Source organism: Planosporangium thailandense, from assembly GCF_011947195.1.
Lineage (GTDB): Bacteria > Actinomycetota > Actinomycetes > Mycobacteriales > Micromonosporaceae > Planosporangium > Planosporangium thailandense.
Window position 1 is genome coordinate 175,907 of sequence record NZ_JAATVY010000002.1, and the last position, 25,979, is coordinate 201,885.

The following is a 25,979-nucleotide window of genomic DNA, read 5'->3' on the forward strand; positions in this document are numbered from 1 at the left end:
CGGACGGAATCGGAAGCCACCGGACGCCGTCAGCGAACCGTCCAGCGGTCCTGGTGCAGCGCCTGGTCCAGCGGGCGGCGGCGCCGCCATCCGTGTCGTTCCAGGTCCGGCGCGGCTTCCAGGTGGGTCACCGGGCCGAGGCACAGCCAGGCGACCGGGCGGACGGCAGCGGGAATGCCGAGAAGATCCCGTACGAACGCCTCCCGGTAGAACGACACCCAACCCACGCCGAGCCCTTCCGCCGTGGCGGCCAGCCAGAGGTTCTGGATCGCCAGACAGACCGAGTACAGGCCGGCGTCGGCGATCGCGTGCCGGCCCAGCACGGCCGGGCTGCCCCGGTCGGGGTCGTACGTGACCACGACCGACAGCGTGGACTCCAGTACACCGTCGATCTTTATGCGGGCGAAGCGCTCCCGCGCGGCCGGCTCCAGCGTCGCGTCGAAGACGGCGCGTTCCCGCTGGACGTGATCGAAGAAGGCCCGGCGGATCCGGCGGTCCCGCACGACGATGAAGTCCCACGGCTGCGACAACCCGACGCTGGGCGCGGCGTGGGCGGCGCCCAGCACCCGGTACAGGGCTTCCTCGGCGACCGGCGCGCCGGTGAACTGACCCCGCACGTCACGGCGGCGGTGAATGACGTCGTAGATCTCGGTACTCATGGCAGGCTCCCGCTGCGTCACGCCACCCGCGGGTGGCTCGTGGCGCGAGGCCGGTCTTCGGACTTCCGGATCGACGCCTGACCGCCCGCCTTCCCGGCCCACCGGCCAGTGGCTGCGCGTACGCATGGGCGGCTGCTCCCCGGTTACCGCGGCGGGCCCGTGCCGGAGTTGCACCGGCTTCCCGATTCTCCCCGCCACGGCGGGGCACCTCGCGATCAGTACGTGCCGCCGAAGACTCTAGTGGCGTACGGCTGCCGGCGCGCTCTCAGGTTGTCCGCTCGGTTGTCCGCTCGGTTGTCCACTCGGTTGTCCGCGAGATCCGTTGCTGCCAGGCTGTCCGGCATGGCTGGATCAGATCCGAAGGCTGACCTTGTTCGCTATCTGCAGGCGGCCCGCGATGCCTTGCTGTGGAAGCTGGATGGGCTGTCGGAGTACGACGTCCGCCGTCCGCTGGTTCCCACCGGTACCAACCTCCTGGGGCTGGTCAAACATGTGGCCAGCGTCGAGGCGGAGTACTTCGGTGAGACGTTCGGGCGGCCGTTCGAGGAGCCGTTGCCGTGGTACGACGACGGCGCCGAGCCGAACGCCGACATGTGGGCCACCGCGGCGGAGTCGCGGGAGCAGATCGTCGCGCTGTACCGACGGGTCTGGGCACACTCGGACGCCACGGTCGCCGCGCTCCCACTGGACGCGATCGGCCACGTCCCGTGGTGGCCACCGGAGCGTCGTGAGGTGACGCTGCACCTGATCCTCGTGCACATGATCGCCGAGACCCACCGCCACGCCGGCCACGCCGACATCGTCCGGGAACTCGTCGACGGGGCTGCCGGGCTACGGGCGGGCAACGACAACCTGGCATCCGGCGACGAGGCGTGGTGGGAGAGCTACCGCAGCCGGCTGGAGCGCGTCGCCCGCGAAGCCGGCGCCGGACGATGACCTGCGCTCGCGAACTCGTCCAGGCCCGGCTCGCGAACTCGTCCAGGCCTGGATCGACGCCGAGGGCAGCTACCGAGTCCGTAAGCACGCCGTGCGCATCACAGCTTCACGCTGACCGACCGAACTGCCCCGACTTGACCGTCCACATCAGAGTCTGTGGCGAAGCCCGACCCGGTTGAGGCCCGGGTCGGGCTCCATCGCCTGGATGGCGTGTTCCGCTGAACGGTCAGCAGCTCAGCAACCGCGGTGACTGGTTGAGCAGCTGAGCCCGGGGCGAAACGAAGGTCTGGTGCGTCGCGCCGTCGACGGCATCGGGCCGGAACGCCGCGACCTTGCAGCAGTTCTGGAACTCCAGCTTCACCCCGAAGTGCCGTTCGAGGGCGCCGCGCATCGAGCTACTGGCCAGCGCACGCAGGAGCTGCCCCTGTTCGACGTCGGACGGGGGCACGGTGTTGTCGTCGGCGTACTCGCCACCGTCCTGGTGCAGGCGGTCGGCGACCTGGCTGACGACTTTCCACGCGTACGGCAGGCTGTCGCGTACGCAGGCGAGGAAGTCCTCGTCGCTGACCGGCCCGGCCTTCGCGCGATCGAGGAGTGCTGCGGGCACCTGTAGAGACATGACGTTGCCCTTCATGGGAGGGGACTCTTCGGATGCGGTCCCAGCTTATTGCTAATGACATCCGTTTTCAGTAAGCGCGTCAAGCGGTGAGCGTCAGGCAAGTCCACTCCCGCTGCCTCACACCGGCGGCTTCGCTCAAGACGCGGTCGCTAGCGCCGATCTACGAATCGACCCGCCTAAGAGCCATCCACCGCCGCCGACACCATCTCGGCCGTCGTCACCGATCTCCAGCACGCAGTGAGCGGGTTCCGCGTCTGACCCAGGAGCGTTGCGATCCTGGACAGCTGGGCCGGCAATAGCCGGTCGAGCTGTCCAAGGTCGGAGGCGGCCGCGCCTGCGACATCAGCGATAATCCCGAGCCATGTACGTTCCCCAGCACTTCCAGGCCCCGGACAGCGCGGCCGTGCACCAGCTGCTCACCTCCGGGATCCCCGGCGAGCTGGTGACGTGGGACGGTCAGGGCATGGTCGCCACCACCGTCCCGCTGTTGTTCGAGGCGTCCGCCGGTACGCAGGGAAGGCTGATCGGCCACCTGGCGCGCAACAACGTCCAGTGGCGGCACACCGACGACCGGGTCGAGGCGCTTGTCATCTTCCGGGGGCCGGACGCGTACGTGTCCCCGACGGCCTACGCGAGCAAGCACGAACACGGCCGCGCGGTACCCACCTGGAACTACATCACCGCACACATCTACGGCACGCTCGTCGCTCACGAGGATCCCACCTGGACGGAGCGCGCCGTGCGTGACCTGACCGACCGTCACGAGGCCGACCGCGTACACCCGTGGTCGGTGGATGACGCGCCGGCCGCCTACATCGCCGGCCAGCTCCGGGCTATCGTCGGGATCGAAGTCGTCATCACGCGGATCGAGGCGAAGTGGAAGCTCAGCCAGAACCGCTCACCGGCGGACATCGCCGGTGTCCGCGATGACCTGCTGTCCAGCGGCCGTGGCAGTGAGAACGAGCGCCGGATCGCCGCCGAGATGGGGCGGATCAGCACGCTTCCGGAATGACGTGAATCCGGTGGGCCGGACGCCGGACCGCGCCGTGACTCAGCCTCGCACCGCGCGTACGAGCCGGAAGCGCTGGGCCAGCACCAGCGTGTCGTCGTTCACGGTGAAGCCCGGATCGCCCAGCTCCGCGCGCATCTCCGCGCTGTGCCAGAAGCTTTCGTGCCCGGCCCGCCACTCCGCCACCGATTGATAACCCTCGCCCTCATCCAAGGCATGGCGCAGGTCCACGGCGGCGAGCGGGAGCACCCGCAACTCGGTCAGCTCGATCACCGCGACCGGCCGGTCCTCGGAGTCGACGACCGCCAGTTGCTGGCCGACCTTCGGCAGCGGCTCGTTCTCGCGCTCGTACTCGACCACCAGGCCGGACGTCGAGGTCTTCGCGCCGGACAGGATCGCAGCCACGAGCTGATCGCGTAGCGGCCCGGGAAATGCGAACTCCACCCGGGAAAGACCACCGATTTCCATACCGTAAGACGGTACGCGGTGAGCGCCAGCGGGTGCGCGGAGAAACCGCGCGACGGCTCGTACCCATGCACGCATGCATTGACCCAGCCGCAGGGTCCCGGCGCCCCCACGAGGGGCCACCTCACCCATGCGCGCATGCATCGGCCGCGTCGGTGCCGGTTCCGCGTCCGCGATCTATGGCAGTCTTGCTTCCCCGGACACCGGGAACCACCAGGTGCGGACAGTCAGCACAGCGGCGATGACCGGGGCGAGGACGATGGCCAGCGCTACGCCACTGCGGAAGTCGCGAGGCAGCCAGAGGACGTTGTCACCGATTCCTACCGTGTGCGCGAGCAGAGCCAGAGCGTATGCCGAAATGAGTGCGGCTGCGATGACACCGGCCCGCTGTCGGATTTTGGCGCGCCGTGACGTTTCGGCGCGCCGCGGCGTTTTGGCGGACCTTGGCGTTTTGGCGGGCCTCGGCGCGGGCCGCGTGACGGCCCGTCCGGGCACCGGGACCATGCTTGTCGCCTCGGCGGAGGCCGTGCCGGTGAGGTGGATCTGCGCTCGAAGCAACCCGCGGATGGCCCAGGCCAGCGTTGGGAAGAAGAACAGAATCGTCCCCATTGCGTGTACTGCCCATGCGCCTGCCAGGGTGGGGCCACCCCAGGCGTCGTAGTACGTGCTGGCCCAGATGCTGCCCTCGTGGCCGCCCAGGCCGAGTATTTGCCGCAGCGGGTAGCCGACGTTTATCAGGACGAGGCCGGCGAGACCGGCGGCGAGCGCACTGGTCGCCACCGCGAGTGGTAGGGCGAGCATGCCGCGTACAAACCGGCGTGACGCCAGCACCCGCATGGCCGAGGGCACTGCCACCACCGTCGTGCCCAGCCGGCGCCACATGACTGTTCCGTACGTCTGGCGAACATAGCGGCGCAATGTTGATGCGATCCTGCTTCTCACGTGCTCAGTCTTCCGACGCATCGACGACCACGACTATCCGGGAGTTCCCGGACTCGCCCCGGAGCGATATTCAGGGTCAGCCTGGCAGAGCAAACGCATGCGGTGCCGCAGACCAACGCGCGGTCAGGGCCGCGAGACCTGGAAACCTGCACGGGTTCTGTTGACTCTGTGCTGACGTTCGACCCTGACTCGGACACAGAGGAAGACAGCGACGGTGAAGAGGCAGCCCACGAGCAGGGCTGAAGCTGGTGGAGACGAGGGACTCGAACCCCTAAACCGCAAGGACCGGAAAGATCGACCGCAACCGAACAGATCGCCTCCCTGACCTCAGCGACGCTAGTCAGCGCCTTTCGACGTTTCGCACAGCTTCTTGCTCTCAGTTGTACTGAGTTTGTACTTGATGATCTTTCTGTTCCGTCCCACACGCGTTCTGTGCCCTGTCCATCCCGTCCGATATCGACCCACCCGGCGATGAGCGGACTGGGGCCTGGTCGCCAAGGTGGCGGGTCGTCACCTGGATCATCACCGACAGGGGCGCTAGATCGCGCCGGGCCGGGCGATGTAGTCAGGACAACTCAAGCAGCTGCGTCGTCGCTGCTGGTAGACGCAACCGTTCACCCGCACCTCGGCGGTATCGCTGCCGGTGTGCTGCCATTGATCAGCGCAAGAGTTATCCCGGGGATCAGCTCGAACCGAACAGGCAGATGCTCATGCCGTAGGTCAGTTCCCGCTGCAAAGTCTTGTATACGGCGAGGGGCAGTGCCAGACGGGCCACGCGTGCGATTTTCGTAGGAGGTTCGGCGAAGACCAGCGACTCATCGATGGTGAGGCCGGCGTCGCGGTAGATCGAGCGCCAGCCGTGAATCGAGTAGATTCGTTCGTCCGTGATGCCGACGTAGCGGGTGTATCGCGACGGCACAACGACCATCACGTTTCGGGACACCCGCGCCTGTTCACGCAGGAGCTGTACGGTGACGTCCCGGTCGAAGTGCTCCATCAGACCGAGGCTGAACACGAGGTCGAACTTTCCGGACCACTCCTCGGGAAGTTGAGTGGCGTCGGCGAGCGTGGCCTCGAACCCGCTGCCGAGTGCTTGCGCCGTTTCGGCGGCGAGGTCGACGATTCGCTGGTCGTTGTCGACGGCCGTTACCTCGTACCCCCAAGCGCTCAGTACGGCCGCGTGCAGGCCCGCTCCGCAGCCGAGTTCGAGGATCCGCGCACCCGGCTGGTAGCGGGCGTGGATGCGGTCGAGGACCGGGCCGAGGTACCGCCAGGCGTCATAGGCGGCGGCGATCCGTTCATTCGCGGCCTCAAGGTTGTCAACAATGTACGAATGCCACCGATCAGTCATATCGGCATGATAACCATGAATCTAGCCAAGAAGGTTTTTTTCCGAGCGATGACGTCACGGCCCTTGGAATTCGCGCATGTGTGACGTGATGGTTGTCCACATCTGTGGATGGAACATGTGTACGATGAGTCTCATGTGGTGCTAAGAGGTGATCACACCGGTCGCGGGGAAGCGACCGTCAGGGCCCCGGCTGGCGCGCGAACGCTGGTCGGGCCCTCGAGCTTCCGAGTACAGGCAACGAGGTCGGCAGTGGTCGGGTGCGAGGTCAACCGGTCCGTCTCGGTCTCCTGCGGGCTGGCTTGATACGGCTGGTTGCTGTACCTGGCTGCTGTACACCCATCTCTCCGATCCGCGACTACGGCGCTGGACGCCGATATGGTGGGGCGGCGATCTGTCCACGCAGCCGACCGCAAGGAGGACCACCATGTCCGATCAACTTCCGGTCCTGCGGACCTGTGGCTACTGCCGTGGCACCGGACGTCGCAACGAGTTCGACTGCCTGGCCTGCAAGGGCGCTGGCATGGTCTGGTGTCCGGTACCCGACGCTGGCTACCCCGAGGATGACTGGCTACCGTCGGGCGATCCGGACGTGGGAGACCATCCACGGCAGGCTTGAAAACCGCTAGGGCGGTATCCCCGTCCTCGTGGGTTCGAATCCCACGCCCTCCGCTCCACCAGCACCCCAGACCGTGGACTGTCGAGGACGTTTCCACGTTCCTCGGTGTCCCCGTCACCACTCTCTACCAGTGGCGCTACCGCTGCACCGGACCGCGCGCCTCCCGCGTCGGCCGTCATCTCCGCTACGACCCCGCGGACGTGCGGGCCTGGCTCGACAAGCAGGCGGTGTGAGATGCCCATCGATGACCTGTGGTACCTGAAACAGCGCGGCCCGGACGGCAAGCGCCTGCCGTCCAAGCGTCACGGCCAGGGGAAGCGCTGGCGGGTCCGGTACGAGGACGCGACCGGCGAGCCACGAACCCGTTTCTTTGAGCGGAAGGCGGACGCGGACGCCTGGGACGCGCGGGCCCGTACCGGTGTCGCCGAAGAGGCAAAGGTTGACCAGGCCGAACGGCTTCTCATCTTCAGGGAGTACGGCGAGCGTTGGCGGCTCTCCCGTGAGATTGGCTGGGCGCTGGAGACCCGCAAGCGGGTGGAGTCCAACCTGCGCTGTCACTTGTACCCGGTGTTCGGTGATCGTCAGCTACGTACGATCACGCTGACGAGCGTGCTGGAATGGCTGTCCGCGCGCCTGGCCGACGGCACGCCGAAGTCGTCGCTCAAGCTGTACATCGAACTCCTCGACGCGGTCATGACGGCGGCCGTCACCGACAAGGTCATTGCCGAGAACCCGTGCGACGGCGTGAAGCTCGCCCAGATCCTGCATGGCCTGTCCCGCGCGCCCAAGTGGGTCCCGACCGAATGTGAGGTGCTGGCGCTGCTCGACGCCGTGCCCGCCCGGTACCGCGCCGCGATCTGGCTGGGCGCCGGACAGGGTTGCCGGCTGGGCGAGGCACTCGGCGTGGAGCGAGGCACCCGGTGCGTGGACGCCGATCGCGGAGAGCTGCACATCGTTCAACAGCTCCGCTACTCGCCACGCGAGCACGGCGGCTTCTACCTCAGCGAACCGAAGGCGGGCTCGTCCGGCACCGTCGACCTGGACCCGGTCGTCGCGGACATCCTCGCCGATCACGCCCTACGCTTCCCGCCCGCCGAGGTCGAGATGGTCGACACCACGGCGGGCGATCCCGTTCGGCGGGCGGTGCCGCTGCTGTTCACCACCACACGCGGCAACCCGTTCACCGATCGGACCTGGTCGCGCGAGTGGGACAAGTGGCGGGACACGACCGGCTGGCCGAAGGAGCACGGCACGTTCCACGCGCTGCGGCACTTCTTCGCCACCACGCTGATCACCAACGACGCCGAGCCGCAGGAGGTGCAACGACTGCTGCGGCACAAGACGCTGCGGATCACATTGGAGACCTACGTGCACTGGTGGCCTAAGCGGGAGCGGCCCCGGGGCGTGGTCGGCGCGGCCCTGCGGAACGCCGTCGAGCGGTCGAATTAGAGGAGCGCCAGGAGCCAAGATCGAACGCGATTTGTACTGACGTTGTACTTGGTGATCAAGGAAAATCCGTCTTGCCTGGTCAGAGGCCAGAAAAAGTGGAGACGAGGGGACTCGAACCCCTAACCCCCGCCTTGCAAAGGCGGTGCTCTGCCAGTTGAGCTACGCCCCCGGGTACACCCGCGGCACCGGGTCCATTATCACGATGTCGCCTGACCGGCGACAGCCGGGGACGGTAAAGACCTACCGCAGGTCGGGCGCCGTGGTGGCTTCGTGCCAGAGCGCCCGCTCCTCGTTGGCGGAACGGACCTTCTTCGCAATGACGACGGCGGCGCCGAGAACACCTGCGAGGATGATCAGCTTCTTCACCATGTGGGGCTAGCTGGAATCGAACCAGCGACCTCAGAGTTATCAGCTCTGCGCTCTAACCGACTGAGCTATAGCCCCGCACCGACCGCTGCGATCCTTCGCAACGACGACGAGCAAGGTTACCGCACCCACCGCGCGGATCCCAAACCGGGTACGCCGCACCTGCATGGAGCGGGTGGCGCGGCGTACCCAAATGATGTCATTCCTTCTCGGCCAGCGTCAGCTCAATTCCACCGACGAGGTCCGAGCAGACGTTGTAAATGAAGGCGCTGAGCGTCGCCAAGGCCGTGAAGAGCACGACGTTGACCAGGCCGAGCAGCCCGGAGCCGAGGATGATCCCCTTAGCCGTGATCTTGAAGGCGCTCTTCGCCTCGCCACCCGTGGCGCCGACCATCTCGCTGAGGGCTTTGTTGACGCTACCGACGACCCCCATCGCGTCGAGTGCCATGTAGAGCACCGCGGTCGCGACCACGCCCACGATGAACAGCACGAACGACACCGCGAACGAGAACTTCATGACCGACCACGGATCAATGCGCTTGAGGTACAGCCGGGCGCGGCGAGGGCCTCGACTGGCCGCCGCCGCGACCGTGGTCCGGGCGCTGCGGATCACGTTGCCGACCCTGCTGCCGCCGCCACCGGCCCCCGAGCCACCGGACCCGCCGCCCACCTTGATCGGCTGGGTCACCAGGCCGGTGCCGACGGCGGCAGCACCGCGGACGCTCGCGCGGGCGACAGCGGGCGCACCGGCCCCGACCAGGTTCGGGTCGGCCGGTCCGCCCTCGGACGCGTCACCGCTCTCGTCCGTCGACGAGTCCGACTCCGGGAGCGAGTCGGGCGGCGGTGCCATGCCCGGTGCCCGGGTGAATTTGGGTGCGGTCGCGGCGCCGGCAGCGGCTGCCTTGGCCGACCCTCCGGTTGCAGAGTCCGCCGCGGGTTTGTCACCGGGCACCGTCGCGCGACCCACCACAGCGCCCCCAGCCTCGTCGTCGCCCGTAATGTCCTGGTCAAGGGCTTCGGACTCAGCGACGGCCGACTTCTTCTTCGGCTTTGCTGTTCCCGACTTCGCCTGGGTTTCCGTCATTAATTATTCCTGTTCGTCCGGCTCGTCAGCGTTGCGAGCAATCGCGACGAGGGTCACGCCATCCGGCAGGTCCATCAGCTTGACCCCCATTGTGTTCCGATCCCTCGTCCGGCGTACAGGCTTCACCGGAGTTCGGATCACCCCACCGTTAGAGGTGATGGCGAACAACTCGTCGTCCGGACTAATGACGACCGCACCCACCAGGCCCCCGCGGCGAGACGTGATTTTAGCTGTGAGGACGCCCTTCCCCCCGCGTCCCTGGACCGGATACTCCTCTATCGGTGTGCGCTTTGCGTAGCCGCCGTCCGTGGCGACCAGCACGTCCATACCCTCCCGCACAACTTCCATAGCAAGCAACTCGTCGCCATCCGCAAAACGCATTCCGATCACACCGGACGTCGCGCGGCCCATCGGACGGAGCGCGTCGTCGTTGGCGTTGAACCGGATGGCCTGTGCCTGCTTGCTGACCAGGAGAAGGTCCTCGTCGGGCGCCACGAGCGCGGCACTAACCAGTTCATCATCTTCGCGCAAGTTGATCGCGATGATGCCGCCGGACCGGTTGGAGTCGAACTCCTCCAGCCTGGTCTTCTTGACCAGGCCGTTCTTGGTCGCGAGCACCAGGTAGGGGGCCACCTGGTAGTCCGGGATCTGGATGACCTGGGTGATCGCCTCGTCCGGCTGGAAGGCCAGCAAGTTCGCGACGTGCTGGCCACGGGCGGTACGGGCGGCCTCGGGGAGCTCGTACGCCTTTGCCCGGTACACCCGGCCCTTGTTCGTGAAGAACAGGATCCAGTCGTGCGTGGAGGTCACGAAGAAGTGGCTGACGATGTCGTCCTGGCGCAGGCCGGCGCCGTTGACGCCCTTGCCGCCGCGCTTCTGCGAGCGGTACAGGTCGACCTTGGTGCGCTTCGCGTAACCCGTCCGCGTGATGGTGACCACAACGTCCTCGCGGGCGATCAGGTCCTCCATCGAGACCTCGCCGTCGAACGGGACGATCTTGGTGCGCCGGTCGTCGCCCCACTTCTCGACGATCGCCGCCAGCTCCTCGGAGACGATCTGGCGCTGCCGCTCCGGCTTCGCGAGGATGTCCATCAGGTCGGCGATCTCGATCTCGATCTTCGCCAACTCGTCGATGATCTTCTGGCGTTCCAGGGCGGCGAGCCGGCGCAGCTGCATGTCGAGGATCGCGGTCGCCTGGACCTCGTCGATCGTCAGCAGCTCGATCAGGCCGTTGCGGGCCTCCTCCACCGTCGGCGACCGCCGGATCAACGCGATGACCTCGTCGAGGGCGTCGAGCGCCTTGACCAGACCGCGCAGGATGTGCGCCCGCTCCTCGGCCTTGCGCAGGCGGTAGCGGGTGCGCCGGACGATGACCTCGATCTGGTGCGCCACGTAGTACCGGACGAACTGCGCGAGGTTGAGCGTGCGCGGCACGCCGTCGACCAGCGCAAGCATGTTCGCGCCGAACGTCTCCTGCAGCTGGGTGTGCTTGTACAGGTTGTTCAGCACGACCTTGGCCACGGCATCGCGCTTGAGCACGATCACCAGGCGCATGCCGGTACGGCCGGACGACTCGTCGCGGATGTCCGAGATACCGGTGAGCTTGCCTTCCTTGACCAGCTCCGCGATGCGCTCGGCCAGGTTGTCCGGGTTCACCTGGTACGGCAACTCCGTGACGACCAGGCTCGTGCGGCCCTTGCTGTCCTCGTCGACGTCGATCACCGCGCGCATGCGGATCGAGCCGCGCCCGGTGCGGTACGCCTCCTCGATCGCCGCCTGGCCCACGATCAGACCGGACGTCGGGAAGTCCGGGCCCTTGACGATCTTGATCAGCTCGTCGAGGGTGGTCGCCTCGTCGGCCTCCGGGTGGTCCAGGCACCACTGCACGGCCTGCGCGACCTCGCGGAGGTTGTGCGGCGGAATGCTCGTCGCCATACCGACCGCGATGCCGCTGGCGCCGTTGACGAGCAGGTTGGGGATGCGCGACGGCAGGATGGTGGGCTCCTGCGCCCGGCCGTCGTAGTTGGGGACGAAGTCGACGGTGTCCTCGTCGATGTCCCGCAGCATCTCCATGGCCAGCGGGTCGAGCTTCGACTCGGTGTACCGCATGGCGGCGGGCGGGTCGTTACCCGGCGAGCCGAAGTTTCCGTTGCCGTCCACCAACGGGTAGCGCAGCGACCACGGCTGGGCCATGCGGACCAGCGCGTCGTAGATCGACGAGTCACCGTGCGGGTGGTACTGGCCCATCACGTCACCGACGACCCGGGAGCACTTCACGTACCCGCGCTCGGGCCGGTAACCCGAGTCGTACATGGCGTACAGGATCTTGCGGTGGACGGGCTTGAGGCCGTCCCGGACATCGGGCAGGGCGCGACTGACGATCACGCTCATCGCGTAGTCGAGGTACGAGCGCTGCATCTCGACCTCGATGCCGACCGGTTCGATACGGCCCTGCAGCCCGACGGCCCCCTCGGGGCCGCCGACGGCCGGGTTGAGGTCCTCGCCGTTCGGACCCGTACTCTGCGTCACGCGTCATTCCTTACTTCGTTGAACGCTCGGCTCGCCCTGTGGACACAGCCGGGATTTCCTGTGGATAAGTCTGTGGACGATGTGGACGCTCCCGGCCGGTAGGACCGAGCTGGCCCCGACCGGGCGCGTCCACGTGTCAGATGTCGAGGAACCGCACGTCCTTGGCGTTGCGCTGGATGAAGTTGCGCCGCGCCTCCACGTCCTCACCCATCAGCACGCTGAACAGCTCGTCGGCGGTTGCCGCGTCGTCCAGCGTCACCTGGCGAAGGGTGCGGGTAGCCGGGTTCATCGTGGTTTCCCACAGCTCGGGGTAGTTCATCTCCCCGAGACCCTTGAACCGCTGGATGTCGTCCGGCTTCGCGTTGGGCTTGGTCTGCTGGCGCAGCGCGATCAGGCCGTCACGCTCGCGGTCGGAGTACGCGTACTGCGCGTCGTCCCCCCGCTTGTTCCACTTGATCTTGTACAGCGGAGGGGCGGCCAGGTAGACGTGGCCCAGCTCGACCAGCGGCCGCATGAAGCGGAACAGCAGGGTCAGCAGCAGGGTCTGGATGTGCTGGCCGTCCACGTCGGCGTCCGCCATCAGGATGATCTTGTGGTACCGGAGCTTCTCGATGTCGAAGTCGTCGTGGATGCCGGTGCCCAACGCCGTGATGAGTGCCTGCACCTCGTTGTTCTTGAGAACACGGTCGATGCGGGCCTTCTCGACGTTGAGGATCTTGCCGCGGATCGGCAGGATCGCCTGGACCTTCGGGTCGCGCCCCTGCTTGGCCGAGCCGCCGGCCGAGTCGCCCTCGACGATGAACAACTCGGACACCCGCGGGTCGGTCGACTGGCAGTCGGCCAGCTTGCCGGGCATCGAGCCGGACTCCAGCAGCGACTTACGCCGAGCCAGCTTGCGCGCCTGCTGAGCCGCGATCCGGGCCCGGGCCGCCTGGGAAGCCTTGGTGATGATCATCTTGGCTTCCGCCGGGTTGCGGTCGAACCAGTCGACCAGCCACTCGTTGCAGACCTTCTGCACGAAGCTCTTCGCCTCGGTATTGCCCAGCTTGGTCTTGGTCTGCCCCTCGAACTGCGGGTTGGCCAGCTTCACCGAGATGATCGCCGCGAGGCCCTCGCGGATGTCCTCGCCGGAGAGCTTGTCGTCGTTGCCCTTGAGCAGCTTCTTGTCGGCGCCGTACTTGTTGACCACGGTGGTCAGCGCGGCCCGGAAGCCCTCCTCGTGGGTGCCGCCCTCGTGGGTGTTGATCGTGTTCGCGAACGTGTAGACACTCTCGCCGTACGACTCGTTCCACTGCATGGCGATCTCAACCGAGATCCCCTCGCCGTCGGCGGCGAACTGCACGACCGAGTTGTGGATGGGAGTCTTGGTCTGGTTGAGGTGCCGGACGAAGTCGGCGATGCCGTCCTTGTAGCAGAAGGTGACCTCCCGCGGCGCGTCGGCGCCCTCCACGGGGCGCTCGTCGCGCAGCACGATCGTCAGGCCGCGGTTGAGGAAGGCATACTCCTGGATCCGACGGTAGATCGTCTCGAACTTGTACTCGGTCGTCTCGAAGATGGCCGGGTCGGCCCAGAACGTCACCGTCGTGCCGTTGCCGTCGGTAGGCTCCACCTGCTCCAACGGGGCGACCGGCTTGGAGTTGCGGAAGGACTGCCGCCACAGGTGGCCGGCCTTCTTGACCTCGATGTCCACGCCGGTGGACAGGGCGTTGACGACCGAGATACCCACGCCGTGGAGACCGCCGGAAACCGCGTACGCCTTGCCGTCGAACTTGCCGCCGGCGTGGAGCATGGTCAGGGCCATCTCGACACCCGACTTCTTGGTCTTCGGGTGGATGTCCACGGGGATGCCACGGCCGTTGTCGACCACCCGGATGCCACCGTCGGCGAGGATGGTCACCTCGATGGTGTCGCAGAAGCCGGCGAGCGCCTCGTCGACCGAGTTGTCCACGACCTCCCACACCAGGTGGTGCAGACCGCGCTCGCCCGTGGAGCCGATGTACATACCCGGCCGCTTGCGGACGGCCTCGAGCCCCTCGAGTGCGGTCAGTGACGCCGCGGTGTAGTTGTCCTGTGGTTGATTCGGCGCTGCCACCCTCGTTCGCTTTCTCGCCCCGATGCGGCCGGTCAGGCCGCCCTGGGGGCGGGGGTCATGCGCGCACGCCGCCCGGCCAACACACGAAGATCCGCGACGTCTGCCTGCGTGGCCCGGCGAACCTTGGCGTGCCGACCACCGCGGCGTGCTCGCGGATTGCTGTGTCGGCTGACCTCTTACGGTCAAATCTTACCCGGCGGGACCGACACTTTTCCTCCATGGGCGCGTTTCTTAGCGTCTCAAATCGCCGTAGCGGCCCGAATACGCCGGTCCACGACTCCCCCCATGTACACCGGGGAAATGCCGCGCCGCGTACCCTTGCGAGCCGCCGGAGGTAGCGTAGTCGCCCACCGGGACGCTCTTGACGGACCTGCGTTCGTCCGTCTTGTAGTCAAACGTCGCCTCCTGTGACATAAATTCCCGCGCTGGGGGTCGCGCGAACCATCCACCGTGCCGTATGTTCCCGGCGCGCGGCGGTTACGCACCGCGCTCAGCGGAGGTGAGAACGCCGATGGGGCTGGACAACGTCGCGGTTCAGTGGCCACGCACCGGCCGCTTCTACGACCCGGTGGCACCGGCCGAGTTCGTCGACTTCGGTGACCTGGTCGAGAAGGTGCCCGACATGCCCGGCCCCGCCGTGGCCCTCGCCGAGCACATCGCCGAGACGGGCACCGTGCGCGCTACCGGTTACACCGAGCTCGTGGATCTCCTGCTCGGCCTCTCCGGGGTGCTGTACGCCACCGAGGCCGCGGCCGAGGACGAGGACCCGGTGATCGACCCCGACGGGTGCGCGTGGATCGCCGGCGGCCTCGAGCGGTTCGTCGACGGGCACCGCGAGTACGGCGAGGAGGTGACCTTCGACAGCGTGAGCGCCGTGCTCCGGGCCGCACTGGAGGGCTCCCGCCTGGCCGAACAGCAGCTCAACTGGCTGGACAAGCGCCTCAACGCGCTGCGCGACGACTCCGGCGAGCCGCCGCAGTGGAGCTTCACCCGCACGGAGCTGCACATCCTCGCGGGCTTCTTCCGGCGCTGCGCCGACCGGGGCTTCGCCGTCTACGCCGACTACTGAGCCCTGCGCCGACTACCGACCAGCGAGCCCTACGCCGGCCACCGGGCTGTCCCCGCCCAGGGCGCGCCGCGCCGACCGTCAGCCGTAGGTGTCCCGCGGCCCGCGCCCGCGTACCCGTCGTGGCCCACGATTCCACGACGGTGCGGCCGGGCCGTGGATGTGCAGCTTCGTGACGACCCCGTTGCCCACCTCGCCGGCGATCCGGCCGAGCAGCTTTCCGGCGAGCAGCCGCAGCTGGGTGGCCCACGCGGTCGACTCCGCCTCGACGGTCAGCTCACCGCCCTCGAGCTTGACCGGCCGACAGTGTCCGGCGATGTCCGAACCGACGACCTTCTCCCACGCTCCGAACACGGTCGCCTCGGCCGTCGGGCGCTGCCAGCCGCGCGTCTTGAGCAGCCGCTCCAGCACGGAGGCGAGCGACTGGGGGTCGCGCGGGTCGGGCCCGGGTCCGGAGTACCCGGTCAACCGGCGGCCGCTGCCCTGGCGCTTGCCGCCGTCCGAGCGCCGGCGCTGCGCCGTCCGGGCCGCCTCCCGACGGGCCAGCGCCGCGTCGAGGGCCGCCCGCGCCAGCTGCGGGCCGGCCGGCTCCGGATCCGGGCCGGGGGCGTCGGACGCCGATGGCTGCTCCGGACCACCTCGTCCGGCGCCGTCGGACGGGGTCGGACGCTCCCGGTCACCCGACACGGCGCACCTCCCCGCTCCCGACCTCGTACCGGGCCCCGCGCAGCGCGGCCGGCACATCCGCTTCGACGGCACACGTCACCAGCGTCTGGCTGGAATCGGCGACCAGTTCCGCCAGGCGCTCCCGGCGGCCGGCGTCGAGCTCGGCGAAGACGTCGTCGAGCGCGAGCACCGGCTCGATCCCGTCGGAGCGGAGCAGATCGTACGCCGCCAGCCTCAACGCGAGGGCGTAGGACCACGATTCGCCGTGGCTGGCGTACCCCTTGGCCGGCACCTCGCCGAGCATCAGGGTCACGTCGTCGCGGTGGGGGCCGACGAGGGTCACGCCCCGCTCGATCTCCGACGGCCGGGCCGCCCGCAGCGCCTCGCCTAACCGTTCCTCCAGATCTTGGACACTCAGCGGTGCCACCGGCCCGCCATCTGTCCAAGATCCGGAATAGGAGACGGTGGCGGCGCTCCGGCCGGCGCTCACCGCGTCGTACGCCTTGGCCACGAGCGGAGCGAGCGCGGCGCACAGCTCCAGGCGGCCGGCGAGCAGTTCCGCGCCGTGGCGGGCCAGGTGCACGTCCCACACGTCGAGCGTCGACATGTCGGTCCGGGCCCCGCCCGCCCGCCGGGCCAGGTACGCCGTCCGCAGGAGCGCGTTGCGCTGCTTGAGTACCCGCTCGTAGTCGGCGCGCACCCCGGCGTACCGCGGCTGCCGGAGGGTGAGCAGCTCGTCGAGGTAGCGACGGCGCTCGCTCGGATCGCCCCGCACCAGGGCCAGGTCCTCCGGCGCGAACAGCACCATGCGCAACGCGCCGAGCACGTCACGGACCCGCGTCAGGGGTGAGCGTCCGAGCCGGGCCTTGTTCGCCTTGCCCGGCTCGATCTGCAGCTCGACCAGTAGCTCGCGGGCCTCGTGCACGACCGCGGTACGCACCACCGCCCGCTGCGCCCCGAACCGTACGAGCGGGGCGTCCGTGGCGACCCGGTGGCTGCTCAGGGTCGCGACGTAGCCCAGGGCCTCCACCAGGTTGGTCTTGCCCTGACCGTTGCGGCCGACGAGCACGCACGCGCCGGGCTCGAGGTCGACGTTGACGCGCTCATAGCTGCGGAAGTCGACCAGCTCGAGGTGGCGTACGTACACCTAGTCCTTCTTGACCGCGTGGCCGCCGAACTGGAACCGCAGCGCGGCCACCGCCTTCATCGCCGGCGAGTCCTCCTGGCGGGAGGCGAACCGGGCGAACAGCGACGCCGCGATCGCGTTCATGGGCACGGCGAGCCGGATCGCCTCCTCGACGGTCCAGCGGCCCTCACCGGTGTCCTCCGCGTACCCACGGATGCCGGCCAGCTCGGAGTCCTCGTCGAGCGCCCGGTCGAGCAGGTCGAGCAGCCACGACTTCACGACGGTGCCCTCGCGCCAGGACTTGATCACGCCCGGCACGTTGTCGACGTACTCGGAGGCCTTCAGCAGCTCGTACCCCTCGGCGTAGGCGTGCATCAGGCCGTACTCGATGCCGTTGTGGACCATCTTCGCGTAGTGCCCGGCGCCGACCCCGCCGGCGTGCACGAAGCCGTACGGGCCCTCCGGCTTGAGCGACTCGAAGATCGGCATGCAGCGCTGGACGTGCTCGTCGGCGCCGCCGACCATCAGGCCGTACCCGTACTCGATGCCCCACACGCCGCCGGAGACCCCGACGTCGATGTACCCGATGCCCTTCGTGCCGAGCCGCTCGGCGCGCGGACGGTCGTCGCTGAACCGCGAGTTCCCGCCGTCGATGATGATGTCGCCCTCGGACATCAGGCCGGCCAGCTCGTCGATGGTCGCCTCGGTCACGCCGGCCGGCACCATCACCCACACGACACGGGGTGCGGAGAGCTTCCCGACCAGGTCACCCAGGCTCGCGACGTCCGAGACCTGTGGGTTGCGGTCGTAGCCGACCACTTCATGCCCGGCACGGCGCAGCCGTTCGCGCATGTTGCCGCCCATGCGGCCGAGACCGACGAGACCGAGTTGCATGTCGTACTCCCAGAATGGATCAACGCCGCCCCGTGCACTCGGGGGCGACCAGGTGCGAGCGCGCTCAGCCGCCGATGCGCACGGGCATGATGAGGTACCAGTACCCCGATGAGATCTGCCCATCCTCGGCGGCCGGAACGATGATGGCCGGCTTCTTGGGATCGGTGAACGAGAACACCGCGAACGGCCCGTCCAGCGCGTTGAGCCCGTCGAGCAGGTACTGGTGGTTGAACGCGATCGTCAGCGGTTCGCCGGTGAAGGTGCAGTCCAGCGCCTCGCTGGCCCGCGCGTCCTCGGTGCTGCCGGCCTCGACGACGAGCCCGTCCTCGCTGAAGCGCAGCCGTACCGGCGTCGCGCGCTCGGCCACGAGCGAGACGCGCTTGACGACCTCGGTGAGCGCCGACACCGCCACCCGCGCCTGGGCGCTGTGGGTGTCCGGGCGCAGCGACCGGACCTTCGGGAAGTCGCCGTCGAGGAGCCGGGAGGTGGTCCGGCGGGTGCCGCCGGCAAAACCGATCATGCCCTCGCCAGTTCCGCCGCGGGCCAGCGCGATGGTGACCTGGCCGCCGAGCGGGCCGAGCGTCTTCGCCGTGTCGGCCAGGGTCCTGGCGGGGACCAGCGCGGCCATGCTCATGTCGGGGTCGTCGGCGTTCCATTCGATCTCGCGGACGGCCAGCCGGTACCGGTCGGTGGCGAGCAGCGCGAGCGTGTTGCCCTCGATCTCGATCCGGACGCCGGTGAGGATCGGCAGCGTGTCGTCGCGGCCGGCGGCGATCGCCACCTGCGAGACCGCTTCAGCGAAGGCCTTCGCGTCGACGGTACCGGCGGTCTCGGGCATCTGCGGCAGGCTCGGGTAGTCCTCGACCGGCATGGTCGGGAGCGTGAACCGCGCACTGCCACAGGTGATCTCCACGTGGGAGCCCACTGCGGCGACCTCGACCGGTTTGCTGGGCAGCGCCTTGGTGATCTCGGCGAGGAGACGGCCGGAAACCAGCGCGGCGCCGTCGGCGTCGGCGTGTACTTCCAGCGTCACCTGGCTGGAGACCTCGTAGTCGAAGCCGGAGACCTGCAGGCTGCCGTCGTTGACGCGCAGGAGCACACCGGCGAGTACCGGCACCGAGGGCCGACTGGGCAGGCTCTTGGCTGTCCAGGCAACGGCGTCAGCGAGCGCGTCGCGCTCGACCCGGAACTTCATCGCGCTGCCTCCCACGTCTACAGATCACAAGTTTGCCTACGGAACCTTAGTGGCAGACGTTGACCTTCGTGCGGGGACCCCGGCGATCCACCCGAACAGGTTTTCCCCACGCTGATGATTGGTTTTTCTTTTCTTAGAGATATAACTCGTCATCGTCATAGGGGATGTGCATTCTGTGGATGAGCGGCGTTTTGGCTGCGTAGCGGCGGTGCGTGCCCGTTGACAACCTGTGGGTATCCGGTGGGTAGTCGTCCACAGATCTTGATTGTGGAAGTTCTGTCCACGTTCCTCCACACGTCATCCACAGGTCGTCCACCGGGAATCCACCGGTAATCCCCTGGTTTTTCCGCAGGCTGTCGTCACCTCTGGGTGGCTGATCAATCACGAATGGCGACAGTTCCACAGGCTCCTGTGTACATCCACAAGGTTGTCCCCAGGTGTTATCCACAGCGTGTGGACGTGACTGCGCTCCGGGGAACGGCGCGGAAACGCGAACAGCGGGTCGCCCACGTGGCGCCCGCTGCTCGGAGTGGAGTTCCGGACTCGACTACGACATCTGCTTGATGCGGTTGGTCAGCTCGGCGATCTGGTTGTACAGCGAACGGCGCTCGGCCATGTGCTGGCGGATCTTCCGGTCGGCGTGCATGACCGTCGTGTGGTCGCGACCGCCGAAGGCCTGCCCGATGCGTGGCAGGGAGAGATCGGTGAGCTCGCGGCACAGGTACATCGCGACCTGACGGGCGTTGACGAGTACCCGGGAGCGGGAGTGGCCCTTGAGGTCCTCCATGCTCACCCCGAAGTACTCGGCGCTCGACGCCATGATCTGTTCGGCGGTGATCTCCGGGCCCGATCCGTCGGGGATGAAGTCGCGCAGCACCTCCTCGGCCAGCGACAGCTCCACGTTCGAGCGGGTCAGGTTGGCGAACGCGGTCACCCGGATCAGCGCGCCCTCGAGCTCGCGGATCGACGACGAGACACGGGACGCGATGAACTCCAGGACGTCCGGCGGGGCGAACAGGCGCTCCTGGGCCGCCTTCTTCTGCAGGATCGCGATCCGCGTCTCGAGGTCCGGCGGCTGGATGTCGGCGAGCAGGCCCCACTCGAACCGCGTCCGCAGCCGGTCCTCGAGGGTGGCCAGCTGCCGGGGTGAGCGGTCCGAGGTGATCACGATCTGCTTGTTGGCGTTGTGGAGCGTGTTGAAGGTGTGGAAGAACTCCTCCTGCGTGCGCTCCCGGTTCTCCAGGAACTGGATGTCGTCGATCAGCAGGATGTCCACGTCCCGGTAGCGGCGCTGGAAGGCGCTCGTCTTGTCGTCACGCAGCGAGTTGATGAAGTCGTTGGTGAACTCTTCGGTCGACACGTACCGCACGAACCGGGCGTTGCCCAACGTCGTCGCGTAGTGCCCGATCGCATGCAGCAGGTGCGTCTTTCCCAACCCGGAGTGCCCGTAGATGAACAGCGGGTTGTACGCCTTCGCCGGCGACTCCGCCACGGCCACGGACGCCGCGTGCGCGAACCGGTTCGACGAACCGATCACGAAGGTCTCGAAGGTGTACTTGGGGTTGAGCCGGTTTCCGGGGTTGTCGGCGTTCGAGGCGGAGGAGCCGCGGTCGCCTCGGCCGGTGCCGGGCCTGGGCGGCTGCGACGGCGGTGCGGGCTCCTCGCGGCCGGGGCCGCTCCGGGGCGCCGCGACGGCGCCGTCACTGTTGCGGGACGCGGCCATACCGGCCTGGAACGACGTGGCCCACTCGGACGCCGGGGCCGGAGTCTGCGGTACGTCGAAAAGCCGGCCGGAACCGGCGCCGTCATCGTGGGCGGCCCGCAGCGGTGGCTGGACCGGGTCGATCGACGGCATCGGGTCGATCGACGGCATCGCACTCATGGGCGGCGCCGCGGGCGCCGCGGACGGTGCCGCCGGCGGTACGACTGTCCCGGGCGGCGCCGACGGTGCGCCGGTCGCGCCGTCCTCCGGCTGCCGGACGGTGACGGCCACCTGGATCGAGCGGCCGAGCCGCCGCGACAGCGCTTGGGTGATCGCGGGTCGCAGCCGCGACTCGATCACGTCCTGGGTGTACGCGTCCGGCACCGAGAGCAGGGCGATGTCCTCGATGATCGCCCGCAGGTGGGTGAGGCGGAGGTACGCCCGTTGCTGCGGGGAGATGATTTCGTCGGCGAGCTCCTCGGTAGCCGAGGCCCACACCGCACTCAGGTCGCCCGCGTTCGCCACCAGCGTCTCCCCCATCGCTCCTCGCGGTTCACGCCGCGTCCCCCCGTCGAAGCCGACGACCGCGTCTCATTGTCCACAGGTTGTCCACAACCTGTGTATCAACGAGTGACCTGCCGCCGACGGTCCGTCCAGACCCGGACGCGGCGCTGCGATTGTGGGTCGGTGCTGCTCCATGCAGCCCCAACGAATGAGCGCCTCGTCGGTTGCTGTGTCGTCACCTCCGGTACGGACCACCGTTGAACCCATTCCGGCGTGCACTGCAACGGGGCACGCTAACAGCGTTGTCCACAACCTCTCAACAGCTGTCCACATGGTCGGGCATCGGTAGTGGAGATCGAGATCAGCTCGTCGGAACGGGCGGGAGTTGCCGGTGGCGGCGGTGCGGGTACCCTGGAACGGCTAAACAACCGGCCGCTGGTAGGCTGGTTCGACGGTGTGTCCGCCTTGACAGCGGGCCGCCACCCCCTGAACTGACGGGCGCAGGTCGCCCCCGAAGCATACGAAGACGGAGCCAGACGTGAGCAAGCGCACCTTCCAGCCGAACAACCGCCGGCGCGCGAAGACCCACGGTTTCCGCCTGCGGATGCGGACCCGCGCCGGCCGCGCGATCATCTCGGCGCGCCGCGGCAAGGGCCGCGCCCGTCTTGCGGCCTGACAGCTCAGGCCGCAAGCCCAAGGGCGTGTCGTGCTGGCAGCCGCACAGCGACTGAGGCGGCGGGACGAGTTCGCCGCGACGATCCGCGCGGGCCGCAGAGCCGGTCGCGGTGTGGTCGTCGTCCACCTCGACGGCCCGGACGACGCCGACAGTCCCGCTGCGGAGTCGAACGGCAGCACACCGGTGCGCACCGAGAGAGTCGATCTTCCGGCGCGCGCCGGTTTTGTCGTACCCAAGACCGTTGGCAAAGCCGTCGCCCGCAACAAGGTGCGCCGGCGGCTCCAGCACCTGATCCGCGAGCGCCTGGCGGCACTGCCACCAGGCGTTACTGTTGTGGTGCGGGCGCTACCCGGGGCGGCCGACAGGACGTACTCAGAGTTGACGTCCGACCTCGATGCCGCGCTCGTGGCGGCACGGACCAGGCGGCCGCGCCGGCCCCGCCGGGAGGGAACATGACCCCGGGCCGGCTCGTTGCACTTCCCATAATCGCGTACCGTCGTTGGATAAGCCCGGCGCTGCCGGCGCGGTGCCGGTTCTACCCGTCCTGCAGTACGTACGCGCTGGAGGCGGTCACGACCCACGGCGCCCTGCGCGGCCTTTACCTGACGATCCGGCGGCTACTGCGCTGCCACCCGTTCCACCCCGGTGGATATGACCCTGTGCCGCCGCCTTCCGGCCGGCGCCCCCGTACGACCTTCGACAAAGCGACTGGAGCCGTGCAGTGAGCAAGCTCTTCAGCCCACTGATGGCAGTGATCTACGAGATCATCTCTCGGATCCTGCTCTTCTGGCATGCCGCCTGGCACAAGGTGCTGGGTAACGGCAGCTGGCTGGGGACGAACTGGACTTGGGTGCTCGGCATCATCTGCCTGGTCCTGACGGTTCGGGCCATCCTCTTCCCGGTCTTCGTCAAGCAGATCAAGTCGCAGCGGGCGATGCAGGCGCTGCAGCCCAAGATCAAGGCACTTCAGGAGAAGCACAAGGGCGACCGGGAGACCTTGCAGCAGGAGCTGATGAAGCTCTACCGCGAGGAGAAGGCCAACCCGCTCATGGGCTGCCTGCCGATGTTCCTGCAGGTACCGGTGTTCATCGGCCTGTTCCACGTGCTACGCCACCTCAAGCCGACGATGCCCGAGCACCTCAGGACGCTGTACGGCTGGACCGCCGGCCAGTTCGAGAGCGCCTCGCACGCCAAGCTGTTCGGTGCGCCGATCGCGGCGAGCCTCCGGTCCACGCCGCACGAGCTGGCTCTGCTCGGCGCCAACGGCACCACGGTCAAGATCGTCGCTGCGATTCTGATCGCCGCCATGATGGGTACGACGTTCCTCACCAGCCGACAGATGATCCTCAAGACCGGCTGGGCCGAGGACCCGCAGCAGCGCATGGTGCAGCGGTTGATGCTCTACGGCGTCCCGTTCTCCCTGCTCATCTCGGGCACGATCTTCCCGATCGGTGTGGTCATCTACTGGGTCACCACCAACCTCTTCTCCCTCGGGCAGCAGATGTGGGTGCTGCGCAAGTTCCCGCCGCCGAACCAGAACGGCGCGGCAGCCAAGCAGGGGGCGGCCAAGCAGAAGGCGAAGGCCCCGGCCAAGGGCGGCGACAAGAACGACGCCGACTCGGCCAAGACGGTCGACGCCCGCGCGCTGGCGCCCAAGGTCGGCGCGAAGCCGGTAAACCCGAAGAAGGGCGGGGCGGCGAAGCGGTAGTTGGGTTGATGCGATCGGCGCAGGTCGAGCGGGCGGGGCACTGCGGTGCCGCGTTCGGCACGACCGGCGGCGCGCGCTCCCCACTCGCGGAATCCGCTCCCCTACAGACGTCATGTGGCGGCGCCCTGCGCGCCCTGATCATCCGGAGATGACCTGTGACCGATACGAGTACCTCTCCCGTGCCCGAGTCGGGCGTATCCACCGAGGCTGACGCTGTCGAGAGTGCGGCAGCTACGGCTGAAGACGCCGGTACGGACACCGAAGAGCGCCAGACCGCGGACAACAAGGACCTCTTCCAGGAGAGCGAGATCGCCGCGGACTACGTGGAAGGTCTGCTCGACATCCTTGACTACGACGGCGACATCGACGAGCTGATCCAGGCGGGACGACCCGTCGTGGAGGTCGTGGGTGGCCGCCTCCAGTCACTCGTCGGCCAGCGGGGGGCCACGCTCGAGGCGCTTCAGGAGCTGACGCGGCTCGCGGTGTTCCGGCAGACGGGCAAGCCGAGCCGGCTCCTCCTCGACGTCGGTGGCTACCGTGCCAACCGCCGTAAGGAGCTTGCCGCCGTCGCCAAGAACGCGGCGGAGAAGGTCAAGGAGTACGGCGAGGCGATCAAGCTCGAGCCGATGAGCGCGTTCGAGCGCAAGTGCGTACACGACGTGATCAATGCCCTGCCCGGCGTCGTGAGCGAGTCGGAGGGTGTCGAGCCGTCCCGACGGATCGTGGTTCACCCCGCCGAGAGCTGATCGCCTTCGGCACGACCCGACGCCGTACCTGATGCAACCGATCGACGGCGCCGCGCATCCTCACGCGCGGCGCCGTCGTCTTGTACCGGTGCCGTAACCGTGCGCCGCGTCGGCGTCCGGAGCGGTCGCGGCTCCCCGCTCCTTCCTCCCCGGCTGATTGGATCTGGAGGCCTTCTGTGACCGGCTCGTCGTTCGATCCTCCGGCCGACCTCGTGCCGGCCGCACGCACCCTCTTCGGGGCACGGCTCCCCCTTGCGACGGAGTACGCCCGGCGCCTGGCGACCGATGGAGTGGTGCGTGGCCTCATCGGGCCGAGAGAGACCGAGCGGATCTGGGACCGGCATCTCGTCAACTGCGCGGCTGTGGCGGAATTGATCGCTTCTGAGGCTTCCACGGCCGACGTGGGCTCCGGTGCTGGTTTGCCCGGTGTCGTCCTTGCCATTGCCCGCCCGGACCTGTCTGTGGCCCTTCTGGAGCCCCTGGCGCGGCGTACGGCCTTCCTGTCCGAGGTGGTGGCGGACCTTGGGCTGGACAACGTCGAAGTGGTGCGTGTACGGGCCGAGGATGCGGTCGGCAAGCTCGCCCCGGTCGACGTCGTGACCGCGCGGGCCGTGGCGGCCCTGGACCGGCTGTCCGCCTGGTGCCTGCCCCTCGCGAAGGTGGGCGGACGCCTGCTCGCGCTCAAGGGCGCGACGGCCGCGGACGAGGTCGCCGCGCACCGGGATGCGGTCGCCCGGCTCGGCGGAAGTGAACCGGTCATCCGCTCGTGCGGACAGGGACTCCTGCCCGATCCGACGACCGTCGTCGAGGTGGTACGGGACCGGGACCTCACGCCGGCATCCAAGCGGGAGCGGCCCGAGCGGCCGGGCCGGTCGCGGTCTGGGCGGTCGCGGTCGGGGTCGCGACCGCGTAGAGGCGCGTAGAGGCGCGCAGGGCCCCGTGCGGCGCTCCTGGCCGGGGACACAGCAGGTTGGGATGGCGCCCGCGTCTCTGCTCGCACACCCGGCGGGAAGGGGTTCTCGACCGGGGCGTCGGTCGGCCTGACGGTGTCGCCTCATCGACCGGTCGTCGGCGGGTGCGCTGCGCTCGGTGTCGCGAGCCCGTGACGCCTGACGCCGCGGTCCCTTAGTTCGTGACGCCCGACGCCCCGGTCTCTTAGCCCGTGACGCCGTGCGTGGCCTCGACTCCGGGCTCGATCGCCCGTGACGCCTGGCGGTTCTCGACGCGCATCTTTCGGGCTCGACCATTGGTGGTTCGTGAGCCACCGTCCCCGTTCGCACCAGCTTCAACTGGTCTCCCACCCCGGAGCGCATGGTCGCGTGGCTTCAACTCCGGCAGAGCAGCGCGGCATGGTACCGCTTTGAGTCGATTTTTCATGGGATAGACTCGGTTCGAATGTATCGTCGTTCGTCCACCCCTGGTGGGAGATTCGCGCCTTTCGTAGCTTTGATACCTCTACGCCCCGTAGGCTGACCGCGCATGGTATCAGCGGCTCGCAGAGTGCGGGGTGGGACGCGGATTTTGACCACTTCCGCCGCGGTCCCTCCTAGAGCACCTGTGGCCGCCCTCAATGTGGGGT

The 25,979-nt window shown here is 68.2% G+C and carries 26 protein-coding genes, 2 tRNA genes and 1 riboswitch; of the genes, 12 read left to right on the forward strand and 16 right to left on the reverse strand.

The features are described 5' to 3' along the window. Positions 1-29: 29 nt before the first annotated feature. Positions 30-659: a 5,6-dimethylbenzimidazole synthase gene (gene bluB / locus HC031_RS03580; RefSeq protein WP_167923702.1), complete on the reverse strand. Its 630-nt coding sequence runs from the start codon at positions 657-659 to the stop codon at positions 30-32. 31 nt (positions 660-690) lie between these two features. After that, a riboswitch (cobalamin riboswitch) is annotated at positions 691-886 on the reverse strand. A gap of 115 nt (positions 887-1,001) precedes the next feature. On the opposite strand from bluB, the gene HC031_RS03585 reads away from it, so the two are divergent. Next, a complete protein-coding gene (locus tag HC031_RS03585; protein ID WP_167923703.1) occupies positions 1,002-1,595 on the forward strand; it encodes a DinB family protein in 594 nt (197 codons plus the stop codon). A 226-nt stretch (positions 1,596-1,821) separates the two neighbouring features. Here HC031_RS03585 and HC031_RS03590 read toward each other — a convergent pair whose 3' ends face one another. Beyond that, entirely contained in the window at positions 1,822-2,214 is a 393-nt protein-coding gene (locus tag HC031_RS03590; RefSeq protein WP_167924026.1) for an SCO5389 family protein, read from the reverse strand. A 361-nt stretch (positions 2,215-2,575) separates the two neighbouring features. Between HC031_RS03590 and HC031_RS03595 the strand changes: the two genes are divergently transcribed. Then, a complete protein-coding gene (locus HC031_RS03595) occupies positions 2,576-3,226 on the forward strand; it encodes an FMN-binding negative transcriptional regulator (protein WP_167923704.1) in 651 nt (216 codons plus the stop codon). A gap of 39 nt (positions 3,227-3,265) precedes the next feature. Here HC031_RS03595 and HC031_RS03600 read toward each other — a convergent pair whose 3' ends face one another. From HC031_RS03600 to HC031_RS03610, 3 genes are all read right to left on the reverse strand, one after another. Then, positions 3,266-3,691 carry an ASCH domain-containing protein gene (locus HC031_RS03600; RefSeq protein WP_167923705.1) on the reverse strand — a complete coding sequence of 142 codons (426 nt, stop codon included), beginning with the start codon at positions 3,689-3,691 and terminating at the stop codon, positions 3,266-3,268. Positions 3,692-3,865: 174 nt separating this feature from the next. After that, positions 3,866-4,630: a hypothetical protein gene (locus HC031_RS03605; protein WP_338090466.1), complete on the reverse strand. Its 765-nt coding sequence runs from the start codon at positions 4,628-4,630 to the stop codon at positions 3,866-3,868. Positions 4,631-5,312: 682 nt separating this feature from the next. Beyond that, positions 5,313-5,981, reverse strand: a complete 669-nt coding sequence (locus HC031_RS03610; RefSeq protein WP_167923706.1) for a class I SAM-dependent methyltransferase — start codon at positions 5,979-5,981, stop codon at positions 5,313-5,315. 424 nt (positions 5,982-6,405) lie between these two features. Between HC031_RS03610 and HC031_RS03615 the strand changes: the two genes are divergently transcribed. Genes HC031_RS03615 through HC031_RS03625 form a run of 3 tightly spaced genes read left to right on the forward strand, consistent with a single transcriptional unit; the run spans position 6,406 to position 8,046 of the window. Further along, entirely contained in the window at positions 6,406-6,597 is a 192-nt protein-coding gene (locus HC031_RS03615; protein ID WP_167923707.1) for a hypothetical protein, read from the forward strand. 38 nt (positions 6,598-6,635) lie between these two features. Continuing rightward, entirely contained in the window at positions 6,636-6,830 is a 195-nt protein-coding gene (locus HC031_RS03620) for a helix-turn-helix domain-containing protein (RefSeq protein ID WP_167924028.1), read from the forward strand. Between the two features lies 1 nt (position 6,831). Further along, a complete protein-coding gene (locus HC031_RS03625) occupies positions 6,832-8,046 on the forward strand; it encodes a tyrosine-type recombinase/integrase (protein WP_167923708.1) in 1,215 nt (404 codons plus the stop codon). Positions 8,047-8,142: 96 nt separating this feature from the next. Here HC031_RS03625 and HC031_RS03630 read toward each other — a convergent pair. From HC031_RS03630 to gyrB, 6 genes are all read right to left on the reverse strand, one after another. Continuing rightward, a tRNA-Ala gene (locus HC031_RS03630) sits at positions 8,143-8,215 on the reverse strand. A 71-nt stretch (positions 8,216-8,286) separates the two neighbouring features. Then, on the reverse strand, positions 8,287-8,415 hold the full coding sequence (locus HC031_RS32840; protein WP_240942079.1) for a DLW-39 family protein: 129 nt from the start codon (positions 8,413-8,415) through the stop codon (positions 8,287-8,289). A gap of 1 nt (position 8,416) precedes the next feature. Further along, positions 8,417-8,490, reverse strand: a tRNA-Ile gene (locus HC031_RS03635). A gap of 121 nt (positions 8,491-8,611) precedes the next feature. Continuing rightward, on the reverse strand, positions 8,612-9,496 hold the full coding sequence (locus tag HC031_RS03640; RefSeq protein ID WP_167923709.1) for a DUF3566 domain-containing protein: 885 nt from the start codon (positions 9,494-9,496) through the stop codon (positions 8,612-8,614). 3 nt (positions 9,497-9,499) lie between these two features. Further along, positions 9,500-11,953 carry a DNA gyrase subunit A gene (gyrA, locus tag HC031_RS03645; protein ID WP_167924029.1) on the reverse strand — a complete coding sequence of 818 codons (2,454 nt, stop codon included), beginning with the start codon at positions 11,951-11,953 and terminating at the stop codon, positions 9,500-9,502. Between the two features lie 208 nt (positions 11,954-12,161). Further along, entirely contained in the window at positions 12,162-14,117 is a 1,956-nt protein-coding gene (gyrB, locus tag HC031_RS03650; protein ID WP_167923710.1) for a DNA topoisomerase (ATP-hydrolyzing) subunit B, read from the reverse strand. A 511-nt stretch (positions 14,118-14,628) separates the two neighbouring features. Here gyrB and HC031_RS03655 point away from each other — a divergent pair. Next, complete coding sequence (locus HC031_RS03655) at positions 14,629-15,186, forward strand: hypothetical protein (RefSeq protein WP_167923711.1); 558 nt, start codon at positions 14,629-14,631, stop codon at positions 15,184-15,186. Positions 15,187-15,264: 78 nt separating this feature from the next. Here the strand turns inward: HC031_RS03655 and HC031_RS03660 are convergent, their stop codons facing one another. From HC031_RS03660 to dnaA, 5 genes are all read right to left on the reverse strand, one after another. Beyond that, complete coding sequence (locus HC031_RS03660) at positions 15,265-15,927, reverse strand: DciA family protein (protein WP_167923712.1); 663 nt, start codon at positions 15,925-15,927, stop codon at positions 15,265-15,267. Beyond that, positions 15,860-16,996, reverse strand: coding sequence for a DNA replication/repair protein RecF (recF, locus tag HC031_RS03665; protein ID WP_167923713.1), 1,137 nt, complete (start codon positions 16,994-16,996; stop codon positions 15,860-15,862). Before recF ends, HC031_RS03660 begins: the two co-directional genes overlap by 68 nt. Further along, entirely contained in the window at positions 16,997-17,869 is an 873-nt protein-coding gene (gene gnd, locus HC031_RS03670) for a phosphogluconate dehydrogenase (NAD(+)-dependent, decarboxylating) (protein WP_167923714.1), read from the reverse strand. It lies immediately after the preceding gene. Between the two features lie 64 nt (positions 17,870-17,933). Next, complete coding sequence (dnaN, locus tag HC031_RS03675; protein WP_167923715.1) at positions 17,934-19,064, reverse strand: DNA polymerase III subunit beta; 1,131 nt, start codon at positions 19,062-19,064, stop codon at positions 17,934-17,936. Positions 19,065-19,611: 547 nt separating this feature from the next. Continuing rightward, positions 19,612-21,291, reverse strand: a complete 1,680-nt coding sequence (gene dnaA, locus HC031_RS03680; protein ID WP_167924030.1) for a chromosomal replication initiator protein DnaA — start codon at positions 21,289-21,291, stop codon at positions 19,612-19,614. Positions 21,292-21,808: 517 nt separating this feature from the next. Here dnaA and rpmH point away from each other — a divergent pair. The 6 genes from rpmH to rsmG all read left to right on the forward strand — a co-directional run bounded on the left by rpmH (position 21,809) and on the right by rsmG (position 25,323). Beyond that, a complete protein-coding gene (gene rpmH, locus HC031_RS03685) occupies positions 21,809-21,946 on the forward strand; it encodes a 50S ribosomal protein L34 (protein WP_167923716.1) in 138 nt (45 codons plus the stop codon). Positions 21,947-21,976: 30 nt separating this feature from the next. Then, a complete protein-coding gene (gene rnpA, locus HC031_RS03690; protein WP_167923717.1) occupies positions 21,977-22,402 on the forward strand; it encodes a ribonuclease P protein component in 426 nt (141 codons plus the stop codon). Beyond that, complete coding sequence (gene yidD, locus HC031_RS03695) at positions 22,399-22,671, forward strand: membrane protein insertion efficiency factor YidD (protein ID WP_167923718.1); 273 nt, start codon at positions 22,399-22,401, stop codon at positions 22,669-22,671. The genes rnpA and yidD overlap by 4 nt, the downstream gene beginning before the upstream one ends. Before the next feature lie 20 nt (positions 22,672-22,691). Next, on the forward strand, positions 22,692-23,654 hold the full coding sequence (yidC, locus tag HC031_RS03700; RefSeq protein WP_167924031.1) for a membrane protein insertase YidC: 963 nt from the start codon (positions 22,692-22,694) through the stop codon (positions 23,652-23,654). A gap of 155 nt (positions 23,655-23,809) precedes the next feature. Next, the gene (locus HC031_RS03705; protein WP_167923719.1) at positions 23,810-24,400 is read left to right on the forward strand and encodes a R3H domain-containing nucleic acid-binding protein; all 591 of its coding nucleotides are present in this window, start codon (positions 23,810-23,812) and stop codon (positions 24,398-24,400) included. Positions 24,401-24,612: 212 nt separating this feature from the next. Further along, positions 24,613-25,323, forward strand: coding sequence for a 16S rRNA (guanine(527)-N(7))-methyltransferase RsmG (gene rsmG / locus HC031_RS03710; protein WP_338090486.1), 711 nt, complete (start codon positions 24,613-24,615; stop codon positions 25,321-25,323). Positions 25,324-25,979 lie beyond the last annotated feature (656 nt).